The 20,995-nt window shown below is 73.4% G+C and carries 17 protein-coding genes; 4 read left to right on the forward strand and 13 right to left on the reverse strand.

What is annotated here, in order from left to right; genetic code table 11:
• Nucleotides 1-93: 93 nt before the first annotated feature.
• From AB0I49_RS01405 to AB0I49_RS01425, 5 genes are all read right to left on the reverse strand, one after another.
• Nucleotides 94-2,223 (reverse strand): 3-hydroxyacyl-CoA dehydrogenase NAD-binding domain-containing protein, encoded by a 2,130-nt coding sequence (locus tag AB0I49_RS01405; RefSeq protein ID WP_363224666.1) that lies wholly within the window; start codon nucleotides 2,221-2,223, stop codon nucleotides 94-96.
• Complete coding sequence (locus AB0I49_RS01410) at nucleotides 2,220-3,440, reverse strand: acetyl-CoA C-acyltransferase (RefSeq protein ID WP_363224667.1); 1,221 nt, start codon at nucleotides 3,438-3,440, stop codon at nucleotides 2,220-2,222. The genes AB0I49_RS01405 and AB0I49_RS01410 overlap by 4 nt, the downstream gene beginning before the upstream one ends.
• Before the next feature lie 231 nt (nucleotides 3,441-3,671).
• On the reverse strand, nucleotides 3,672-4,949 hold the full coding sequence (locus AB0I49_RS01415) for a ribonuclease D (protein ID WP_363224669.1): 1,278 nt from the start codon (nucleotides 4,947-4,949) through the stop codon (nucleotides 3,672-3,674).
• Nucleotides 4,950-5,024: 75 nt separating this feature from the next.
• Nucleotides 5,025-5,690: a response regulator transcription factor gene (locus AB0I49_RS01420; RefSeq protein ID WP_363129827.1), complete on the reverse strand. Its 666-nt coding sequence runs from the start codon at nucleotides 5,688-5,690 to the stop codon at nucleotides 5,025-5,027.
• Between the two features lie 161 nt (nucleotides 5,691-5,851).
• Nucleotides 5,852-6,490 (reverse strand): DUF3000 domain-containing protein, encoded by a 639-nt coding sequence (locus AB0I49_RS01425; RefSeq protein ID WP_363224670.1) that lies wholly within the window; start codon nucleotides 6,488-6,490, stop codon nucleotides 5,852-5,854.
• A gap of 90 nt (nucleotides 6,491-6,580) precedes the next feature.
• On the opposite strand from AB0I49_RS01425, the gene hemE reads away from it, so the two are divergent.
• Complete coding sequence (hemE, locus tag AB0I49_RS01430; protein WP_363224671.1) at nucleotides 6,581-7,690, forward strand: uroporphyrinogen decarboxylase; 1,110 nt, start codon at nucleotides 6,581-6,583, stop codon at nucleotides 7,688-7,690.
• A gap of 84 nt (nucleotides 7,691-7,774) precedes the next feature.
• Here the strand turns inward: hemE and AB0I49_RS01435 are convergent, their stop codons facing one another.
• From AB0I49_RS01435 to AB0I49_RS01450, 4 genes are all read right to left on the reverse strand, one after another.
• On the reverse strand, nucleotides 7,775-9,184 hold the full coding sequence (locus tag AB0I49_RS01435; RefSeq protein WP_363224672.1) for an FAD-dependent oxidoreductase: 1,410 nt from the start codon (nucleotides 9,182-9,184) through the stop codon (nucleotides 7,775-7,777).
• Nucleotides 9,185-9,310: 126 nt separating this feature from the next.
• Nucleotides 9,311-9,943 carry a protocatechuate 3,4-dioxygenase subunit alpha gene (pcaG, locus tag AB0I49_RS01440; RefSeq protein WP_363224673.1) on the reverse strand — a complete coding sequence of 211 codons (633 nt, stop codon included), beginning with the start codon at nucleotides 9,941-9,943 and terminating at the stop codon, nucleotides 9,311-9,313.
• Nucleotides 9,940-10,719 carry a protocatechuate 3,4-dioxygenase subunit beta gene (pcaH, locus tag AB0I49_RS01445; protein WP_363224675.1) on the reverse strand — a complete coding sequence of 260 codons (780 nt, stop codon included), beginning with the start codon at nucleotides 10,717-10,719 and terminating at the stop codon, nucleotides 9,940-9,942. The genes pcaG and pcaH overlap by 4 nt, the downstream gene beginning before the upstream one ends.
• Nucleotides 10,720-10,876: 157 nt before the next feature.
• The gene (locus tag AB0I49_RS01450) at nucleotides 10,877-12,082 is read right to left on the reverse strand and encodes a thiolase family protein (protein ID WP_363224676.1); all 1,206 of its coding nucleotides are present in this window, start codon (nucleotides 12,080-12,082) and stop codon (nucleotides 10,877-10,879) included.
• A gap of 425 nt (nucleotides 12,083-12,507) precedes the next feature.
• Between AB0I49_RS01450 and AB0I49_RS01455 the strand changes: the two genes are divergently transcribed.
• From AB0I49_RS01455 to hemQ, 3 genes are all read left to right on the forward strand, one after another.
• Nucleotides 12,508-13,389 carry a D-alanyl-D-alanine carboxypeptidase gene (locus tag AB0I49_RS01455; protein ID WP_363224677.1) on the forward strand — a complete coding sequence of 294 codons (882 nt, stop codon included), beginning with the start codon at nucleotides 12,508-12,510 and terminating at the stop codon, nucleotides 13,387-13,389.
• Nucleotides 13,390-13,556: 167 nt separating this feature from the next.
• Nucleotides 13,557-15,035 (forward strand): protoporphyrinogen oxidase, encoded by a 1,479-nt coding sequence (gene hemG, locus AB0I49_RS01460; protein ID WP_363224679.1) that lies wholly within the window; start codon nucleotides 13,557-13,559, stop codon nucleotides 15,033-15,035.
• A gap of 10 nt (nucleotides 15,036-15,045) precedes the next feature.
• Nucleotides 15,046-15,762 carry a hydrogen peroxide-dependent heme synthase gene (hemQ, locus tag AB0I49_RS01465; protein WP_363224680.1) on the forward strand — a complete coding sequence of 239 codons (717 nt, stop codon included), beginning with the start codon at nucleotides 15,046-15,048 and terminating at the stop codon, nucleotides 15,760-15,762.
• A 74-nt stretch (nucleotides 15,763-15,836) separates the two neighbouring features.
• Here the strand turns inward: hemQ and AB0I49_RS01470 are convergent, their stop codons facing one another.
• The 4 genes from AB0I49_RS01470 to AB0I49_RS01485 all read right to left on the reverse strand — a co-directional run bounded on the left by AB0I49_RS01470 (nucleotide 15,837) and on the right by AB0I49_RS01485 (nucleotide 20,708).
• Complete coding sequence (locus tag AB0I49_RS01470) at nucleotides 15,837-17,402, reverse strand: alpha/beta hydrolase (RefSeq protein WP_363224681.1); 1,566 nt, start codon at nucleotides 17,400-17,402, stop codon at nucleotides 15,837-15,839.
• Between the two features lie 302 nt (nucleotides 17,403-17,704).
• A complete protein-coding gene (locus AB0I49_RS01475) occupies nucleotides 17,705-18,532 on the reverse strand; it encodes a TIGR04222 domain-containing membrane protein (RefSeq protein ID WP_363224682.1) in 828 nt (275 codons plus the stop codon).
• A gap of 133 nt (nucleotides 18,533-18,665) precedes the next feature.
• Nucleotides 18,666-19,871 (reverse strand): DUF1996 domain-containing protein, encoded by a 1,206-nt coding sequence (locus AB0I49_RS01480; RefSeq protein ID WP_363224684.1) that lies wholly within the window; start codon nucleotides 19,869-19,871, stop codon nucleotides 18,666-18,668.
• Between the two features lie 6 nt (nucleotides 19,872-19,877).
• Nucleotides 19,878-20,708 (reverse strand): DUF4142 domain-containing protein, encoded by an 831-nt coding sequence (locus AB0I49_RS01485; protein WP_363224685.1) that lies wholly within the window; start codon nucleotides 20,706-20,708, stop codon nucleotides 19,878-19,880.
• Between the last annotated feature and the right edge of the window lie 287 nt (nucleotides 20,709-20,995).

Here is a 20,995-nt window from a genome sequence, read left to right on the forward strand (position 1 = left end):
GCCATTAACCGACAGATGACGTTCGAACGCCGTGTGGCGGGGCCCTTTCCACAAGGGCCCCGCCACACGCTTCTTCCGCGATCCGGCTTCCGGCTACGCGGGCACGCTCGCGACGCCCGGCTCCAGGAAGCGCTTCCCGTTGACGCGCTCGGAGACGCCCTCGCGGTCCAGGTACGGGGTGATCCCGCCCAGGTGGAAGGGCCAGCCCGCGCCGGTGATCAGGCACAGGTCGATGTCCTGCGCCTCGGCCACGACGCCCTCGTCCAGCATCAGGCCGATCTCCTGCGCCACGGCGTCCAGGACGCGGTCGCGGGCCTCCTGCTCGCTCAGGACGGTGTCGCCCTGCTTGAGCAGCGCCAGCACCTCCGGGTCCAGCTCCGGCTTGCCGGAATCGTGGACGTAGAAGCCGCGCTTGCCGGCCTTCACGACGGCGGCCAGGTTCGACGAGACCGTGAAGCGGTCCGGGAACGCGCCGTGCAGCGTCTCGGAGACGTGCAGCCCGATCGCCGGCCCCACCAGCTCCAGCAGCTCCAGTGGCGACATCGGCAGCCCGAGCGGTCGGACGGCCTTCTCGGCGACCTCGATGGGCGTGCCCTCGTCGATGACGTTCTGGACCTCGCCCATGAAGCGGGTCAGCACGCGGTTGACGACGAACGCCGGGGCGTCCTTGACCAGTACGGCCGTCTTCTTCAGCGACTTGGCGACCGCGAAGGCGGTGGCCAGCGACGCGTCGTCGGTCCGCTCCGCCCGGACGATCTCCAGCAGCGGCAGCACCGCGACCGGGTTGAAGAAGTGGAAGCCCACGACCCGCTCGGGGTGCTTGAGCTTCGACGCCATCTCGGAGACGGACAGCGAGGAGGTGTTGGTGGCGAGGATCGCGTGGGCCGGGACGGCCGCCTCGACCTCCGCGAACACCTGCTGCTTGACGCCCATCTCCTCGAAGACGGCCTCGATGACGAAGTCCGCGTCGCCGAAGGCCGCGGCCTTGTCGAGCGAGCCGGAGACCAGGCCCTTGAGCCGGTTGGCCTTGTCCTGGTTGACGCGGCCCTTCAGGAGCAGCTTGTCGATCTCGCCGTGGACGTAGCCGACGCCCTTGTCCACGCGCTCCTGGTCGATGTCGGTCAGCACGACCGGCACCTCCAGGCGGCGCGCGAAGAGCAGCGCCAGCTGCGAGGCCATCAGCCCCGCGCCGACCACGCCGACCTTGGTGACCGGCCGGGCGAGGGACTTGTCCGGGGCCCCGGCCGGGCGCTTGGCGCGCTTCTGCACCAGGTTGAAGGCGTAGATGCCGCTGCGCAGCTCGCCGCCCATGATCAGGTCGGCGAGCGCCTGGTTCTCGGCCTCGAAGCCGGCCCGCAGATCGCCGTTCTTGGCCGCCGCGATGATGTCGAGCGCCCGGTACGCGGCCGGGGCCGCGCCGTGCACCTTGGAGTCCGCGACGGCCCGGCCGCGCGCCACGGCCTGGTCCCACGCCTCGCCGCGGTCCACGTCGGCCCGTACGACCTCGGTGCCGCCGCCGAGGACCGACGCGGTCCAGATCAGCGACTGCTCCAGGAAGTCCGCACCCTCGAAGAGCGCGTCCGCGATGCCCAGTTCGAAGACCTGCGCGCCCTTGAGCTGGCGGTTCTGGTTGAGGGAGTTCTCGATGACGACGGACACCGCGCGGTCCGCGCCGATCAGGTTCGGCAGCAGCACACAGCCGCCCCAGCCCGGTACGAGGCCGAGGAAGACCTCGGGCAGCGAGAAGGCGGGCACGGCCTTGGAGACGGTGCGGTACGTGCAGTGCAGGCCGACCTCGACGCCGCCGCCCATCGCCGCGCCGTTGTAGTACGCGAAGGTGGGGACCGCCAGCGAGGAGAGCCGCTTGAAGACGTCGTGGCCGCCCTTGCCGATGGCGTACGCGTCCTCGTGCCGCTTCAGCAGCTCGACGCCCTTGAGGTCGGCGCCGACCGCGAAGATGAACGGCTTGCCGGTGACGCCGACGCCGACGATCGTGCCGTCCGCCGCCTCCTTCTCCACCTGATCGATGGCCGCGTCCAGCTGCGCCAGCGACTGCGGGCCGAAGGTGGTCGGCTTGGTGTGGTCCAGGCCGTTGTCCAGCGTGATGAGCGCGAACCTGCCCGCGCCGCCCGGCAGATCGAGGTGGCGCACGTGCGCCCGCGTCACGACCTCGTCCGCGAACAGCTCGGCCGCGCCCTTCAACAGCTCAGCGGTGGTCGTCACTTGCCTGCCCCCTCGAAGTGCGGGTTCTCCCAGATAACGGTGCCGCCCATGCCGAAGCCGACGCACATGGTGGTGATGCCGTAGCGGACGTCGGGCTGCTCCTCGAACTGCCGCGCCAGCTGCGTCATCAGCCGCACCCCGGAGGAGGCCAGCGGGTGGCCGAAGGCGATGGCCCCGCCGTACTGGTTGACGCGCGGGTCGTCGTCGGCGATGCCGTAGTGGTCCAGGAGCGAGAGCACCTGCACCGCGAACGCCTCGTTGATCTCGAAGAGCCCGATGTCGTCGATCGACAGCCCCGCCTGCGCGAGCGCCTTCTCCGTCGCCGGAACGGGCCCGATCCCCATCACCTCGGGCTCGACGCCCGCGAAGGAGTACGCGACCAGCCGCATCTTGACCGGCAGGCCCAGCTCGCGCGCCACGTCCTCGGCGGCGATCAGCGAGGCGGTGGCGCCGTCGTTGAGCCCGGCGGCGTTGCCCGCGGTGACCCGGCCGTGCGGCCGGAACGGGGTCTTGAGGGACGCCAGGTTCTCCAGCGTCGTCCCCGGCCGCATCGGCTCGTCGGCGGTGGCCAGCCCCCAGCCGGTCTCCCCGGCCTCGGCGTTGGTGCGGCGCACGGAGACCGGCACCAGGTCCGCCTGGATCTTCCCGTTGGCGTACGCCTTGGCGGCCTTCTCCTGGCTGCGGACCGCGTACTCGTCGGCGCGCCGCTTGGTGATGTGCGGCAGCCGGTCGTGCAGGTTCTCCGCCGTCATGCCCATGAACAGGGCCGACTCGTCGACCAGCTTCTCCGAGACGAAGCGCGGGTTGGGGTCCACGCCCTCGCCCATCGGGTGGCGGCCCATGTGCTCGACGCCGCCCGCGACCGCGATGTCGTACGCCCCGAAGGAGACGCCGCCCGCGACGCTGGTGACGGCGGTCATCGCGCCCGCGCACATCCGGTCGATGGAGAAGCCCGGCACGGACTGGGGGAGCCCGGCCAGGATGCCGGCGGTACGGCCCAGGGTCAGGCCCTGGTCGCCGATCTGCGTCGTCGCGGCGAGGGCGACCTCGTCGATACGGGCCGGGTCCAGGTCCGGGTTGCGGCGCAGCAGCTCCCGGATGCAGTTGACGACCATGTCGTCGGCGCGGGTCTCGTGGTAAATGCCCTTCGGGCCCGCCTTGCCGAACGGGGTGCGGACACCGTCGACGAAGACGACGTCCCTAGCGGTACGAGGCACGTTGGCTCTCCTCCAGTTGCGTACGGGCGCTACGAGGGCACGGCCGTGCCGAGCCGGGGCACGGCGCTGGCTCCCACCGCCATGCTACTTGCGGGTAACCAAGCTGCCCAGCCCCCTTGCCCCAAGCGGCGAAGGTCACACCGCGGACCGGGCCGAGTCGAGCCGAAAGGCCGAAAAAAGACCCCCGCCCGCCGGACGGACCGGTGGGCGGGGGTGCGAGGGCGGCGGGGGTCATTCCACCCCGGCCTGTAGTGCCTCGGTGAGGACCGGGGTGACCTGTTCGATCTGCCAGGGGCGCGCGCCGTGGCCCGCGAGGACGTTCGCGACGGCCTCCGGCGTCGGATCGGCCGGCGGCTCCCAGCACAGCCGCCGCACGGTGTCCGGGGTGATCAGGTTCTCCTGCGGCAGGTTCAGCCGCTCGGCGAGGTCCGAGACGCCCGTGCGGGCCGCCGAGAGCCGGGCGGCGGCCACCGGGTCCTTGTCGGCCCAGGCGCGCGGCGGCGGCGGACCGGTCAGGGCCTGACCGGGCTGCGGCAGTTCGCTGTCCGGCAGGGCGCGCGCCCGGTCGATCGCCGCCTGCCACTGCTCCAGCTGCTTGCGGCCCATCCGGTGGCCGAAGCCCGGCAGCGCCGCCAGCGCGTGCGCGTTCGGCGGGGTGCCCAGCGCGGCCTCGATGATCGCGCTGTCGCCGAGCACCTTGCCCGGCGAGACGTCGCGGCGCTGCGCGATCTGGTCGCGCGTGGTCCACAGCTCGCGCACCACGGCCATCTGCCGCCGCCGGCGCACCTTGTGCATCCCGGAGGTGCGGCGCCAGGGGTCCTTGCGCGGCGGCGCGGGCGGCGCGGCCGCGATGGCCGCGAACTCCTGGTGCGCCCACTCCAGCTTCCCCTGCCGCCGCAGCTCCTCCTCCAGCGCGTCGCGCAGGTCGACCAGCAGCTCCACGTCGAGCGCGGCGTAGCGCAGCCACGGGTCGGGCAGTGGCCGGGTCGACCAGTCGACCGCGGAGTGCCCCTTCTCCAGGGCGTAACCGAGTACGTTCTCGACCATCGCGCCGAGCCCCACCCGGGCGAATCCGGCGAGCCGTCCCGCGAGCTCCGTGTCGAAGAGCCGCGTCGGCGTCATGCCTATTTCGCGCAGGCACGGGAGGTCCTGGGTGGCGGCGTGCAGGATCCACTCGGCGTCGGCGACGGCCGCGCCCAGCGCGCTGAGGTCGGGGCAGCCGACCGGGTCGATGAGCGCGGTGCCCGCGCCCTCGCGGCGCAGCTGGACGAGGTAGGCGCGCTGTCCGTAGCGGTAGCCGGAGGCGCGCTCGGCGTCGACGGCGAGCGGGCCGGTGGCCGCCGAGAAGGCGTCGACGACGGCCGCCAGGGCGTCGGCGTCGGCCACGACGGGGGGCATGCCCTCGCGTGGCTCCAACAAGGGAATCGGCGCCGAATCGACGTCGTCCGGGGGAGCGCCCCCGGTGGTTCGCAGTGTCATTTCTTCTGCGGTCTCTTGGGCGTCGGTCACCGGTCAAGGGTATCTGTGGATAGGAAGCGCCCGCCGACGGAACGTTCCGTCGGCGGGCGAGCTGGTCGGGAGCGGTCAGTGGATGATGCCCGTACGCAGCGCGACGGCGACCATCCCGGCCCGGTCGCCGGTGCCGAGCTTGCGGGCGATGCGGGCGAGGTGGCTCTTGACGGTCAGCGCGGACAGGCCCATCGAGACGCCGATGGCCTTGTTGGACTGGCCCTCCGCCACCAGCCGCAGGACCTCGACCTCGCGGCCCGAGAGCTCGCGGTAGCCGCCGGGGTGGCCGGGGGCGCCGGGCGGGCGGCGGTGCATACGGGCCGCGGCGGCGGAGCCGATCGGGGGGTGGCCGGGGCGGCCGGGGACCCCGATGTTGGTGCGGGTGCCGGTGACTACATAGCCCTTGACGCCGCCGGCGAGCGCGTTGCGCACGGCGCCGATGTCGTCGGCGGCGGAGAGCGCCAGGCCGTTCGGCCAGCCCGCGGCGCGGGTCTCGGAGAGCAGCGTGAGACCGGAGCCGTCGGGGAGGTGGACGTCGGCGACGCAGATGTCGCGCGGGTTGCCCACTCGGGGACGGGCCTCCGCGATGGACGACGCCTCGATGACGTCTCGCACACCGAGCGCCCACAGATGGCGGGTGACGGTGGAGCGGACTCGGGGGTCGGCCACGACGACCATGGCCGTCGGCTTGTTCGGGCGGTAGGCGACCAGGCTCGAAGGTTGCTCTAGAAGAACAGACACCAGGCCTCCTGGGGGAGTGGCGGGACGGTGCCGGCTTGGGGGATCAGCCGGAGTGATCGCTTGGAACGGTCACAAGGTCCTTCGGCAGCAACCCGGCCCGGCTTTAGAGAATGATCACGAATTGATGAGTAACAATTCGGGCGAATCGGACGGTTGATCGATCATCGCCCTTGCGGCCCGCGCCGCTGCGGCAGCGAGACCACCCCGGCGTCCACCGGCCCCCCCGGCGGCAGCCCCGCGATCTGGCAGAGCAGATCGCACCACGCGGCCAGGTGCGCCGCCGTGTCCGGCACGCCGTCCACCGCCGTCGGCGACCACGACGCCCGGATCTCGATCCGCGTCGACGGCTCCCGGTCCGCGAGCCCCCCGAAATAGTGCGAGCCCGCCCGCGTCACCGTGCCGCCCGGCGCCCCGTACGGCACCCGCCGCGCCTCCAGCGCCCCCGTCAGCCACGACCAGCACACCTCCGGCAGCAGCGGGTCGTCCGCCATCTCCGGCTCCAGGTCCGCCTGAAGGATCGTCACCAGCCGGAAAGTCCCGTGCCACGACTCGTGGCCGCTCGGGTCGTGCAGCAGGATCAGCCGGCCGTCCGCCAGCTCCTCCTCCTCCACCACGACCGCCGCCTCCAGCGCGTACGAATAAGGCGCGAGCCGCTGGGGCGGCGGCGTCGGATCGATTTCGATCTCCGGTCGGAGCCGCACTCCTTGCAGCCCGGCAACCGCCTGCCGGAAAGCGGTCGGGGAGCTCTCCCCGTCCGCGCCGTCCGGACCTTCCGAGAGGTGTCCCTGCGCCGCAGCCATGCCCGGAAGACTAGGCGGAACGAGCCCTTCTTCCGGGGAGGGACACCCGATGGGCGGGTCACTCGTTCGGCCCGTGCGAAGATTTGGGGCATGAGTGCGTCCCAGAGGCCGGAAGGCCAGCAGCAGACCGGCCGCGACGCGGCGCCTTCCGTTCGGGAATCCGTCCGGGCCGTCCAGGATTCAGCCTTTCTGCGGGCCTGCCGGCGCGAGCCCGTACCGCACACTCCGGTCTGGTTCATGCGGCAGGCGGGACGCTCGCTGCCCGAGTACCGCAAGGTCCGCGAGGGCATCGCGATGCTCGACTCCTGCATGCGCCCCGACCTCGTCACCGAGATCACCATGCAGCCGGTCCGCCGGCACGGCGTGGACGCCGCCATCTACTTCAGCGACATCGTCGTACCGCTCAAGGCCATCGGCGTCGACCTCGACATCAAGCCCGGCGTCGGGCCCGTCGTCGAGCAGCCGATCCGCACCCGCGCCGACCTGGAGCGGCTGCGCCCCCTCGAACCGGACGACGTGCGGTACGTGACCGAGGCCATCACCATGCTCACCGGCGAGCTGGGCGCGACCCCCCTCATCGGCTTCGCGGGCGCCCCCTTCACCCTCGCGAGCTACCTCATCGAGGGCGGGCCGTCCCGCAACCACGAGCACACCAAGGCGCTCATGTACGGCGACCCCGAGCTCTGGGCCGACCTCCTGGACCGCCTCGCCGACATCACCGCGGCCTTCCTCACGGTCCAGATCGAGGCCGGCGCCTCCGCCGTGCAGCTCTTCGACTCCTGGGTCGGCGCGCTCGCCCCCGCCGACTACCGCCGCTCCGTCATGCCGGCCTCCGCCAAGGTCTTCGACGCCGTCGCCGGGCACGGCGTGCCGCGCATCCACTTCGGCGTCGGCACCGGCGAGCTCCTCGGCCTCATGGGCGAGGCCGGCGCGGACGTCGTCGGCGTCGACTGGCGGATCCCGATGAACGAGGCGCAGCGGCGCGTGGGCCCCGGCAAGGCGCTCCAGGGCAACCTCGACCCCGCCGTCCTCTTCGCGCCGCGCGCGGCCGTCGAGGCCAAGACGAGCGAGGTCCTCGACGCCGCCCGCGGCCTCGACGGCCACATCTTCAACCTCGGCCACGGCGTGCCCCCGAACACCGACCCCGGCGCGCTGACCGCCGTCGTCGAGTACGTGCACGAGCACACTTCGGGTCACTGATCGCCGTCGTCGAGTACGTGCACGAGCACACTTCGGGTCGCTGACCCCGCGCTCCGAGCGGGAGCGGCGGGCCGCGGGCGGGTCTCAGGACGCCCGTACGTCCGCCGCGACCGCCGCCGTCGCCTTGCGGGCGGCCACCAGGACCGGGTCCCACACGGGTGAGAACGGCGGCGCGTACCCGAGGTCGAGCGCGGTCATCTGCTCCACCGTCATCCGCGCGGTGAGCGCGACCGCCGCGATGTCCACGCGCTTGCCAGCCCCCTCCCGGCCGACGATCTGCACGCCGAGCAGCCGGCCCGTACGGCGCTCCGCGAGCATCTTCACGTGCATCGGCCGCGCGCCGGGGTAGTAGCCCGCGCGGCTCGTCGACTCGATGGTGACGCTCACGTACTGCAACCCGACGGCCGTCGCCTGCGCCTCCAGCAGGCCCGTACGCGCGATCTCCAGGTCGCACACCTTGGAGACCGCCGTGCCGACCACGCCCGGGAACGTGGCGTAGCCGCCGCCGACGTTCGCGCCGATGACCTGGCCGTGCTTGTTGGCGTGCGTGCCCAGCGCGATGTGCCGGGTGCGGCCCGCGACCAGGTCCCAGACCTCCACGCAGTCGCCGCCCGCCCAGATGTCCTCGTGGCCGCGCACCCGCATGGACAGGTCGGTCAGCAGCCCGCCCGAGGGGCCCAGCGGCAGCCCGGCCGCGCGCGCCAACCCGGTCTCGGGGCGCACCCCGAGGCCGAGGACCACCAGGTCCGCCGGGTATTCGTCGTCCTCCGTCGCCACCGCCCGCACGCGGCCGTCCTCACCGGTGAGGATCTTGGTGACCGCCGTGCCGTTCACCGTCTCGATGCCCAGCCCGCACATCGCCTCGTGCACCAGCGCGCCCATGTCCGGGTCGAGCGTCGGCATCGGCTGCTCGTCGCGGTTGAGGACCGTCACCGCGTAGCCGCGGCGGATCAGCGCCTCGGCCATCTCCACGCCGATGTAGCCCGCGCCGACGACCACCGCGCGGCGGCCCTCCGTCCGCTCCAGCCCGCCGAGGGTGTCCAGCAGCGCCTGGCCGTCGTCGAGGGTCTGCACGCCGTGCACGCCCGGCGCGTCGATGCCCGGCAGCGGCGGGCGCACCGGCCGCGCGCCGGTGGCGATCACCAGCTTGTCGTAGCCGTGCCACCGCTCGTCGCCGCCCGCCGCCGCGTCCGCGTCGACGTCGCGGACCCGGACCCGGCGGCCCGCCACGTCGATCTCCGTCACCTCGGTGCGCATCCGCAGATCGATGGAGCGCTCGCGGTGCGCCTCGGGGGAGCGGGCGATCAGCGCGTCGGGGCCGTCCACCTCGCCGCCCACCCAGTAGGGGATGCCGCAGGCCGAGTACGAGGTGAAGTGGCCGCGCTCGAAGGCGGTGATCTCCAGCTCGTCCGGGCCCCGGAGCCTGCGCGCCTGGGAGGCCGCGGACATGCCCGCCGCGTCGCCCCCGATGACCACCAGCCGTTGCGCCGCCATGGAGTCGGTTCCTTTCGCCGGTACGTCCGCTGCGTACGTACGTGCGGCCCACGCTAAGCCTTCTCCGGCGGCCGGCCGGAGAGGGCGACGGGTGCGGCGACGGCCCGGGGCCGCGCGGGGCGTCGGTCAGGGCGTGTCGGCGGGGTGCCGGAAGTCGAGGAAGACGGTCTCCTCGCCCGCCGGGTCGCTCTCGCCGCCGCCCTGGAGCCGGATGTCGAAGCGGTAGCTGTGGTGCCGGGCCCGGTCGCCGGTCTCCGGGACGGCGATGAGCGTCGCGGCCCGCTCGGGCGGCAGGGACGCGAGCAGCGGATCGGCGGCGAGCCGGGGCGAGGGCAGGTACAGGCGCGTGTGCAGCGGGCCGAAGAGGCCGCGGGCCAGGACGCAGACGGCGAGGTGCGGGGCGGTGCGCCGGGCGGTCGGGCCGGGCGCGAGGGTGCGCAGCGCGTAGTGGCCGCCGCCGTCGGCCGCCACCCGCGCGAAGCCGGTGAACTCCGCCCCGTCGCGGCCCAGCGGCACGCCGCTCGCCCGGTCGCGGCGCAGTGTGCCGGGCGCCCCGGCGAGCGAGCCGGACGGCCCGGCCTGCCAGAACTCCACGAGCGCGTCGGGCACCGGCGCGCCCGTGCCGTCATAGAGGTGTCCGTGGACGGTGATGGTGTCCGGGTGCCCGGCCGGGGCGACGTCGCCGCCGCGCGGGAAGGGCAGCGCGTGGCCGTAGAAGGGGCCCAGCGTCTGGGCGGGCGTCGGCTCCAGCAGGGTCATCGGCGGGCCTCGGTCCAGGTGGCGGACGGGCCGTCGAGGACGATGTCCCAGCGGTAGCCGAGGGAGGCGCCCGATACGGACAGGGCGGGGTCGTACGCGGCGACGAGGCGGCCGTCCGTGCCCGCCTCGACGGCCGACCGCCAGAGCCCGTCGTAGGCGAGGAGCGGGTCGCCGGGGAAGTACATCTGGGTGATCAGGCGCTGGGTGAAGGCCGTGCCGAAGAGGGAGAAGTGCACATGGGCGGGGCGCCACACATGGGGCTGGTCGCCCTCCGGGTACGGGCCCGGCTTGAGCGTCGTGAAGCGGTAGCCGCCCGCGTCGTCCGTCAGGCAGCGGCCGACGCCGGTGAAGTTGGGGTCGAGCGGGGCCGGGTGGCGGTCGAGCTGGTTGGCGTACCGGCCGGCGGCGTTCGCCTGCCAGATCTCCACCAGCTGGCCGCGCACCGGCCGGCCCCGGCGGTCCGTGACCCGGCCGGAGACGGTGATGCGCTCGCCGATCGGCTCGCCGGCGTGCTGCCGGGTGAGGTCGGAGTCGAGCGCGTCGACGTCGGCGGCGCCGAAGACGGGGCCGGTGAGCTCGACGTCGTCGGGGTCGAGCCGGACGGGGGCCAGGGGCCTGCGGGGGTGGCGTTCGGGCGCGCCCGCGTAGGGGGCGATGGCGTCGGGAGGGTTGTACGGGGCCGGGTGAGGGCCCCGCGGTAAGTGCCCCGGCGGCGGTTCGTCGGCGTCGGGGCGCCGCGGTTCGGCTCCGTCCCGGGCGGCTGCGGGTATCGCCATCTGCGGTCAACTCCCTTGGTGGTCACCGTTCCCGTACGCGCTTGTCCCGTGCTCACTCCGTACATATTCCGTACTTATCGGCACTCGCCGTACTCGTCGGCACTCGCCGTGCCCGCCGCCCCCGTCCCCGCCGCCCCCGTCCTCGCCGATCCCGTCCTCACCGTTCCAGCACGAGCGCCTGCCCTTGCCCTACCCCGATGCACAGGGCCGCCACACCGGTCCCCGAGCCCGCCGCGGCGAGCTGGTGGGCGACCGAACCGGCCAGGCGCGCGCCGGAGCAGCCGAGGGGGTGGCCGATGGCGATGGCGCCGCCGCGCGGGTTGACGACGGCCGGGTCGAGGTCCGGCCATTCGGCGAGGCAGCCCAGCGCCTGGGCGGCGAACGCCTCGTTGAGCTCGAAGGCGGTGAGGTCCGCGAAGCCGCGGCCCGCCTTGGCGAGGGCCCGCTGGACGGCCTCCACCGGGCCGAGGCCGAAGTGGTGCGGTTCGATGCCGGTGACCGCGGACGCCCGTACGCGCGCGAGCGGTTCGCGGCCCACGGTCCGCAGCCCCTCCTTGTCCGTGAGCAGCAGGGCGGCGGCGCCGTCGCTGAGGGGGGAGGAGTTGCCGGCGGTGACCGTGCCGCCGTCCTTGCGGAATACGGGCTTCAGCTTGGCGAGCGCGGCCGACGACGCGGCATCGCGGATCGTCTCGTCGCGGCCCAGTTCCACGCCCGGAACCGCCACGGCCTCGGCGTCGTACGCGCCCTCCCGCCAGGCCCGCGCCGCCTTCTCGTGGCTGGCGAACGCGAAGGCGTCCTGCTCCTCGCGGGTGATGCCGTGCTTGTCGGCGACCAGCTCCGCGCCCTCGCCGAGCGACACCGTCCACTGCGGCGGCATGTCCGGGTTGGTCATCCGCCAGCCGAGAGTCGTCGAGTACAGCTGCTGGTCGCCCGCGGGGAAGGCGCGCTCGGGCTTCTGGAGCACGTACGGGGCGCGGCTCATCGACTCGACGCCGCCCGCGACGGCCACCGACGCGTCGCCGAGCGCGATGGCCCGGTACGCCTGCACGACGGCCTCCAGCCCCGAGGCGCACAGCCGGTTGACGGTCGCGCCCGGCACGGTGACGGGCAGCCCGGCGAGCAGCACCGCCATCCGTGCCACGTTCCGGTTCTCCTCGCCCGCGCCGTTGGCGTTGCCGAACACCACGTCGTCGACGCGGGCCGGGTCGAGCGCGGGGGAGCGCTCCACGAGCGACCGCACGACGTGCGCCGCCAGGTCGTCGGGGCGCACGGAGGCGAGCGCGCCGCCGTACTTGCCGACGGGGGTGCGGACGGCGTCGACGATGTAGACGTCGCGGACGCCGGGGGCGGAAGAGGCTGCCATGGGGTCTTCGGATCCCTTCCCGCGGCCCGAGAGCGGGCGGCGCGGCGCGTTCGGTGTTCGCCCGGTGAAACTTTGTTCAAGATCGGTCCGTGCCGAGTCTCGGCTCCCCGCGGAGCGCTGTCAATGGCACCGTGACGCCGCGGCCGCCGGGTCCGCCGCCCCCGCGGCCGGCGTCAACCCGGCGCCCGTCTTCTACTACTTCGGCACTGTCGCGAGCGGTACCGGGACGCGCTGGATCAACTCGCCGCCCCCGTCGGGGCTGTTGAGGAGCTGGGTGGGCGGGTGCGGGGACGTGTGGAGAGCGCGTCGGCAAGAGTGAGGGGCGTACCGGGAGTTCTCTCCTTGCGCAGAGGCCCTGCGAGACGGCAGTACCCTCATATGACTGTAGGTCAGGGGTATTTGGAGTGTTCACCTTGATGATCGGCATGAAGAATCTGCGTCGGGCGTCGGCGGTCGCCGTCACCGCGGGGGCCGTGGCCGCGACCGGAGCGCTCGCCGCTCCGGCGCAGGCCGCCGCCAGGATCGCCACACCCACGATCACCGCCAAGGGCGGCTTCGTGATGAACAACGGCAACGGGAAGGCGCTCTTCGGCAAGGCCGCCGACACCCGCCGCTCCACCGGGTCGACCACCAAGATCATGACGGCGCGGGTGGTGCTGGCCCAGAAGAAGCTCAACCTCAACGCCAAGGTCCGGATCGACAAGGCGTACAGCGACTACATCGTCTCGAAGAACGCCTCGTCGGCCCGGCTGATCGTCGGCGACAAGGTCACCGTCGGCCAGCTGCTGTACGGGCTGATGCTCCCGTCCGGCTGCGACGCCGCGTACGCGCTCGCCGACAAGTTCGGCCACGGCTCCACCCGGCCCGCGCGCGTGAAGTCGTTCATCGGCCAGATGAACGCCACGGCCAAGAGCCTCGGCCTGAAGAACACGCACTTCGACTCGTTCGACGGCATCGGCGGCGGCTCCAACTACTCGACGCCGCGCGACCTGACGAAGCTCGCCTCCAACGCGATGAAGTACTCCACCTTCCGTACGGTCGTGAAGACGAAGTCGACCAAGCAGAAGGTCACCATGGCCAACGGCGGCTACCGCTACATGTCGTGGTCCAACACCAACAACCTGCTCGGCGGCTACTCGGGCACCATCGGCGTCAAGACCGGCTCCGGCCCCCAGGCCAAGTACTGCCTGGTCTTCGCCGCCACCCGCGGCGGCAAGACGGTCATCGGCACCGTCCTCACCTCGTCCTCCGTCGCCAACCGCACGGCGGACGCGAAGAAGCTCATGGACTACGGCTTCAAGAAGTAGGCAGGCCGTCGTCACCTGCCCGCAGCTCGTCCCACGGTGAAGGGGCGGGGGCCGTCCGTAGGCGGAGCCCCCGCCCCTTCACCATGCGAGGAGACGGGTGGAGCCGCGGAGCGGCCAGGGCGGGGACTCGTGCGATGTGCGAAATGACCGTTTGAGAGAGTGGGGCCATGAGCACAGCGCACACGCCCAAGGGCCATGTGATCGTCATCGGCGGCGGCATCTCCGGGCTGGCGGCAGCCCATCGGCTCCTGGCGGGCGGTGCGCGGGTGACCGTGCTCGAAGCCTCCGGTCGGCTCGGCGGCAAGCTGCACGCCGGCGAGATCGCGGGCGTCCCCGTGGACCTCGGCGCCGAGTCGATGCTCGCGCGCCGGCCCGAAGGGGTCGAACTCGCCCGCGCCGCCGGACTCGGTGACCGGCTCCAGCCCCCGGCCACGGCGAGCGCCGCCCTGTGGACCCGCGGCGGCCTGCGGCCCATGCCCAAGGGACACGTCATGGGCGTACCCGGCGACCTCGCGCCGCTCGCCGCGTCCGGCGTCATCTCCGACGAGGGGCTCGCGCGCATCGCCGAGGATGCCGAGCTGCCCCGCACGGAGGTCGGCGAGGACGTCGCCGTCGGCGAATACGTCGCGCGGCGGCTCGGCCGCGAGGTCGTGGACCGCCTCGTCGAGCCGCTGCTCGGCGGCGTGTACGCGGGCGACGCCTACCGCATCTCCATGCGCGCGGCGGTGCCCCAGCTCTTCGAGGCCGCCCGCGGCCACCGCTCCCTGACCGAGGGCGTACGGGAGATCCAGGCGCGCGCCGCCGCCAAACAGCCGGACGGGGTTCCGGGCCCGGTCTTCATGGGCATCGACGGCGGCGTCGGGCGGCTGCCCCTGGCCGTCGCCGAGACCGTACGGGCGCAGGGCGGCGACATCCGCACCGGCGCGCCCGTCAGCCGGCTCACCCGCACCGCGACGGGGTGGACGGTCGTCGTCGGAGGCGGCGGCAGCACCGGCGGCGCCGCCGGTACCGAGGCCACCGGCGGCAGCGTGCTGGAGGCCGACGCCGTCGTGCTCGCCACCCCCGCGCCCGCCGCGTCCGCGCTGCTCGCCGACGCGACCCCGGCCGCCGCCGCGGAGCTGGCCGCCGTCGAGTACGCCTCCATGGCGCTGGTCACCATGGCCTTCCGCCGCTCCGACACCGACATGCTCCCGGACGGCAGCGGCTTCCTGGTGCCGCCCGTCGACGGGCACAAGATCAAGGCGTCCACCTTCGCGAGCCGCAAGTGGGGCTGGATCGCCGACGCGGACCCCGACGTCTTCGTGCTGCGTACCTCCATCGGGCGGTTTGGGGACGAGGACGACCTGAAGCGCGAGGATTCGGAACTGGTAGGGATGTCGCTCGCGGACCTCCGCGAGGCGGTCGGCCTTTCAGCCGCCCCCCTGGAGAGCCGCGTCACCCGGTGGGACAGCGGACTGCCGCAGTACCCGGTCGGCCACCTCGACCGCGTGGCCCGCGTCCGCGACCACGTCGCGGCCCTCCCCGGCCTGCGGGTCTGCGGCGCGGTCTACGACGGCGTGGGCATCCCGGCCTGCGTCTCCAGCGCCCACCGGGCCGCCGACGAACTCCTCGCCACCCTGCCGACAGGCGCCCGGACCAGCGAGTGAGAATAGGGACATGACTGCTGAACCTGACAAGACCCCGAACGCCGGCAAGAAGGCCAAGGACCTCAACGAGGTCATCCGCTACACCCTGTGGTCGGTCTTCAAGCTGCGCGACGTCCTGCCCGAGGACCGCACCGGTTACGCGAACGAGGTGGACGAGCTGTTCGCGCAGCTCGCCGCCAAGGACGTCACCGTGCGCGGCACGTACGACGTGTCCGGGCTGCGGGCCGACGCGGACATCATGATCTGGTGGCACGCGGAGACCTCGGACGCCCTCCAGGAGGCGTACAACCTCTTCCGCCGCACGAAGCTGGGGCGCGCCCTGGAGCCGGTGTGGTCGAACATGGCGCTGCACCGCCCCGCCGAGTTCAACAAGTCGCACATCCCGGCGTTCCTCGCCGACGAGGAGCCCCGCGCGTACGTCAGTGTGTACCCCTTCGTGCGCAGCTACGACTGGTACCTGCTGCCCGACGAGGACCGCCGCCGCATGCTCGCGGACCACGGCAAGATGGCCCGCGGCTTCCCGGACGTCCGCGCCAACACCGTCCCGGCGTTCTCCCTCGGCGACTACGAGTGGATGCTCGCCTTCGAGGCCGACGAACTGCACCGCATCGTCGACCTGATGCGCCACCTGCGCGGGTCCGAGGCCCGTATGCACGTACGCGAAGAGGTGCCCTTCTACACCGGCCGCCGCAAGGCGGTGGCCGAGCTGGTCGCCGGCCTGGCCTGACGGTCCGGATTTCGGCAGTGGCTTGACGGCTCAGCTCACGGCAGTGGCTTGACGGCCCCGGATCACGGCAGCCGTCAGGGCACGGGCCGCGGCTCCGGGCGCGGTGCGCAGTACGCGCGCCGCGCCGGGGTCTCCCCGGTGAGCAGGTACGTCTCCAGGTGGCGGTTGACGCACTGGTTCGGGCCGCCGCCGATGCCGTGCGTGCCCGCTCCCCGCTCGGTGACCAGGGCCGAGCCCGGCAGCCGGCGCTGGAGTTCCAGCGCGCCCGGATAGGGCGTCGCCGCGTCCCGCTCGGCGGCGAGCAGCAGCGTCGGCGGCAGCGCACCGACGCCCCTCACCCCGATGTCCACGGCGCGCTGCTGGTGGGCCGGCCAGTAGGCGCAGGGCAGGTTCATCCACGCGTTGTCCCACGTCTCGAAGGGCGCGCGGCGCGCGAGCAGGGTGTTGTCCCGGTCCCAGACGCGCCAGTCGCGCGGCCAGCTCGCGTCGTTGCACTCGACGGCCGTGTAGACGGCGTTCTCGTTCTCGTCCGCCCGCGCGGTCGCCGGGTCGGGCGCGGCGGCGGCGATCAGCGGCTTCGGGTCGCCGCGCAGATACGCGGCGAGGGCGTGGGCCCTGGGGGCCCAGAAGGCGTCGCTGTAGCCGACGTTGAGGAAGGCGGCCTGGAGCTGGGCGGGGCCGACCGTGCCGCCCGCCGGTTCGCGCGCCAGCCGCGCGTGGACCCTTTCGTACGCGGCCCGTACCTCCCGCGGCGTGCGGCCGATCCGGTAGTGCGCGTCGTGCCGGGCGACCCAGCTGCTCCAGTCGGCCCAGCGGACCTCGAAGGCGGGCACCTGGTCGAGGTTGCTGCGGTACCAGATCTGCCGCGGATCCGGGTCGACGACGCTGTCGAAGACCACGCGCCGCACATGGCCGGGGAAGAGGGTCGCGTACAGGGCGCCGAAGTACGTCCCGTAGGACGCCCCCACGAAGTTGAGCTTCGCGTCGCCGAGGGCCGCCCGCAGCACGTCCAGGTCGCGCGCGTTGTTGAGGCTGGTGAAATGCGGCAGCGCGGAACCGGCCCGGCGCGCGCACCCCTGGGCGTACGCGCGGGCCTGGGCGGCCTTGTGCCGTTTGAAGGCGTCCGAGGGATGGCGCGGGGCCTGGGTGGGGGCCTTGGCGAACTCCGCCGGGTCCTGGCAGGAGAGGGGGGCGGAGCGGCCGACGCCGCGCGGCGCGTACCCGACGAGGTCGTACGCCCGCGCCGCCCTGCGCCAGGCCGGGCGGTCCTTGAGCGTCGGGTAGACCATGCCGGAGCCGCCCGGTCCGCCGGGGTTGAAGATCAGTGAGCCCTGCCGCTCGGCCGGGCGGCCGGTGGCGCGGGCCCGGCTGACGGTGAGGTCGATGCGGCGGCCCTCGGGGCGGGCGTAGTCGAGCGGTACGGATACGGTGCCGCACTCGACGGAGGCGGGCAGCTTCTCCACGGGCGCGCAGCGGCCGAAGGCGATGCCGCGCGCCGCGGCCTGCCGGGCGGCGACGGCGACCCCGCGGGCCTGCGCGGCGCCGTCCGGGGGCGGGGTGGCGGCTCCGCCGGCGGGGGCGGCGGCGAGTGCGGAGAGGATCAGCGATCCCACGGTGCCGTACAGGGCTGCTGCTCTCACTGACCGCCATCCCTTCGCGCATTATCCGACAAAAGGGATATTTAGTCTGATGGGTGGTGAAGTAAAGCATTGAGGCCGGGTGTCGGCGCCGAAGCCCCCGGACTGCCGAATGTCCGCCGGGGGACAGCCGGGCGGCTGCCGGGCCTCCGCCGGACGGCTGCCGGGCGGCTGCCGGGCGGCTGCCGGGTGCGGAGGGGCGGGTGATCGGCCGAGGGTGGCCAGTCGCGGGCGGTTAGCCGTAGGCGGTCAGTCGCGGGCGGCCAGTCGCGCGCGGTCCGTCGTGGGCGGCCGGTCGTAGGCGGTCAGTCGTGGGGGCCGCGGAGGTTCTCGGCGAGCGCGGCGCGCAGCTGCGGATCGGCGAGCGCCGCCCGGCCGCGTACGGCCAGCGCCGTGAGGAACGACCGCTCCCCGGCCGAACCGTCCTCCTCGGCCGAACCGTCCACCTCGGCGCCGTTCCCCCTCCCGGGCGTGTCCATCCGCCCGAGCACACGGGCCCCCGCCGGGGAGGCCCAGTGGGTGTACGGCCGGATCTCGTACCGGACGATGGCCAGGCAGCCGAGCGTCAGCACCAGGGGCAGCGCGAACCAGGCCGCCACCGGGCCCGCGCTCGGCTGCGGCGGCACGATCAGCAGCGCCGCGACGGCCATGCATACCACCAGCGCGCACGCGCCCCGCACCTGGCGGATCGCCGAGGACACGTTCGTACGGTCCGCCGGGCTCACCGCCAGCCCGGCCGCGGTCAGCCGCTCGGCCAGGGCCCGCACCGAGTCGGCGGCGGTGAGCGCGGCCTTTATGGCCGGTACGCGCGACTGCCCCTCGGGGCCGATCGCCGTGATCACGGACCGCTCCATGTCGTCGCGGCCCACCGGGTCGACGACGGTCGCCCAGCCCGTATGCGCGAGCAGCAGCCGGCGCTGCCGGGACATCGACACGAGCGCCAGGTCCGTGACCCGGTGCGGCCCGCCGGCCAGGAACGCCGCCTCGTACAGGGTCAGCCCCCAGGCCCCGGCGTCGGCCCCGGGCTCCTGGGCGGAGGCCGGGGCCAGGGCGGCGGCGGACGCGATCAGACACAGACGGGCGCAGGTGAGAAACGCCGCACCCCAGGCGACAAGCAGGAAGATGACCCACATGGCGGCCTTTTTTACTCGATGACCGGGCTAATGCGCCATGGTCGAACAGGAATTGGGATCGTTGTCTCAGGGGAGAGCGGCTCCCGGGGCCGTCGCGGGGCCCCGGGAGCCGCCGTCGCGGGGGCGGCCGGGATCAGCCGCAGCGGCGGCCGGAGTTGATGCAGCGTACGGCCGAATCCATCAGCGCGCCGGGCATGAAGTTCGCGAAGTCCGCGTGGTCGGTGACGGGCTTGCGGAGCTGTTCGGGGAAGCTGTCGACCGCGAAGTTCGGACCCTGCGGCACCTTGTAGGTGAGCGTCATCCGGAGCTGCGGCACGGCCTTGAACCCGCTCTGGCAGCGGCCGGTGGACTTGTCGGGGAAGGCGAGATGGGCGCGGTGGTTCGCGCTGTCGGTGTTCCGGCCGTCCCAGCAGCTGGGGAAGTCGAGTCGGCGTACGACCTGGCTGCCGCGGGGGCACAGCGGGTACTTGTCGGTCAGCACGCGATCGGTGAAACCGGTGCACGTCCACTGCGCGCGGGCGTTGGCGGTGCCGTTGGTGAACGCCTTCGCGTCGCCGGTGATCGTGCGCAGCGCCTCCGGCATCGCGGTGACCTTGGCGGCCGGGCTGCCGCGGAAGGTGAGGCTGACGGAGGTCGGGGTCAGGACGCGGCCGATGTTGCCGTCCTGGCCCGAGTCGCCGCCGCGGGTGACGTCGCGCAGTACGGGCCAGAAGTACGTGGACTTGTCGCCGCGGTCGCAGGTGGTGCCCGCGGCGCTCAGCGAGGCGTCGGTGGAGAAGGCGTCGGTGGAGCGGTTGCCGACGTAGTCGTGCAGGTGGTGGGCGCCGTTGCGGACGCCGGGCGTGACGATGAAGTTGTCGGGGTTGCGGTGGCCTTCCTCGTTGCGCCCGCACCGGCTGGTGAAGCTGCCGGTGGACGCGGAGCGCTGGTCGCGAGGGGGCCGGGCGCCGGGCCGGACGCCGCGGATGTCGACGAAGTCGGAGGCGGCGGGGCCGGAGTGCTGGTGCTGCCGGCCTTCGGCCGGGTCTTGTGCCTGGTCATCACGGTCATCACGGTTGTCGCTGCTGCCGTCGGTCCCGCCGTCGGCCCTGCGGTCGCCCCCGCCGTCGCCCCCGCCGTCGCCCCCGCCGTCGGTCCCGTCCGAAGGGGCGTTGTCAGTGGGAGATGTCACGCTGGGTGATGTCGGTGGCGGAGGGGGCTGGTCGGCTGCGGGGGGAGAGGTGCGGGCGGAGGCGTTGTCGGTGACGGCGAGGAAGGTACCTGCCGAGCCGAACAGCGCGATGAGGGCGATGACGATGAGGTGCGTGGCGCCGAGACGGCGGCGGTGACTGGCGGGCATGGGGTCTCACTTCTCCTCGGGCGACTGCTCGGGGCGGGTGGCGGCTGGTGGCAGCGGATAGGTGGGCGAGGGGGAGGCGGACGGCGTGTCGGATGTCGTAGAGGCGGATGTCGTAGAGGTGGAAGCCGGAGGGATGGGAGTCGGAAGGGTGGAAGCCGGAAGGGTGGAAGTCGGAGGGGCGGCGGGCGTACGGGCCGGGGTGGGCCGGGCGGTGGGCGGCGGCGCGGAGCTCAGGGTCTGTTCGGCGACGGCGTCGAAGTCGACGAGGCCGGTGGCCTCCAGGACCCCGATGTGGTCCAGGACGGTCGCGTTCGCGTCGTCGGCGAGAGCGCGCACGAGCGAGTTCCGGGTGGTGGCCCGGACCTGGGCGACGACCGTGAAGACCTTGCCGTGGGCGAGCCGCAGGATGTTCGCGAACTCACGGTCGTACGTACTGCCGCTCGCGGCGCCGAGCCGCGTCAGCCAGCCGCGCTGCTGGGCGTTGGGCTGGTTGGGCAGGTCGAGGCCCAACTGGTCGGCCACTCGGCGCACATGGTCGTCGAGCGAGGTGTGGCCCGTCACGAGGTGCTCGCCCGCGCGGCGGACGGCGGCGGTGGTGCCGCGCTCCTCGGCCTGCTGCCCGGCGGGCAGCTCCCAGAGGCCCGCCAGCCGCACCCGGTCGACGAAGTCGCGGTCGAGCGGGGAGAGCGGGCCGTACCGCGTGGCCATGGAGCCGGCGGTCAGGTCGGCGGCCCCGGTGCCGAGGCGGTCGCGGTACGACCAGATGGGGAAGAGCAGCGCGGCCACGGTCGCCGCCAGCGCGGCGACGACCAGTCCGGTGCCGGTGAGGGATCGCATGGTGCCTCCTGGTGCGGCACCGCACGGTATGCGTTACGCGGTGATCGTCCGGCTTTTTCGGCGAACCCGGTCCGGGGCGCGGGGCGCGGATCACGGCCCCCGCCTGGGAACCGAGACCGAAACAGTTGGCCGGCGGGCGGGTGTGTGCCGCGTCACTGCTGGGCGAAGGGGGCACTTATGGGACAGGTCGGTTGCTACATTGGCCGGTTTTCCGGTGGGGTCGGGAGGGGGAGAGGGCCGGGACTGGTCGGCCCGCTCGCGGTGCGCGGCGGGCGGCGGTCCGCCGC

This window comes from Streptomyces sp. NPDC050617 (genome assembly GCF_040654795.1).
Taxonomy (GTDB): domain Bacteria; phylum Actinomycetota; class Actinomycetes; order Streptomycetales; family Streptomycetaceae; genus Streptomyces.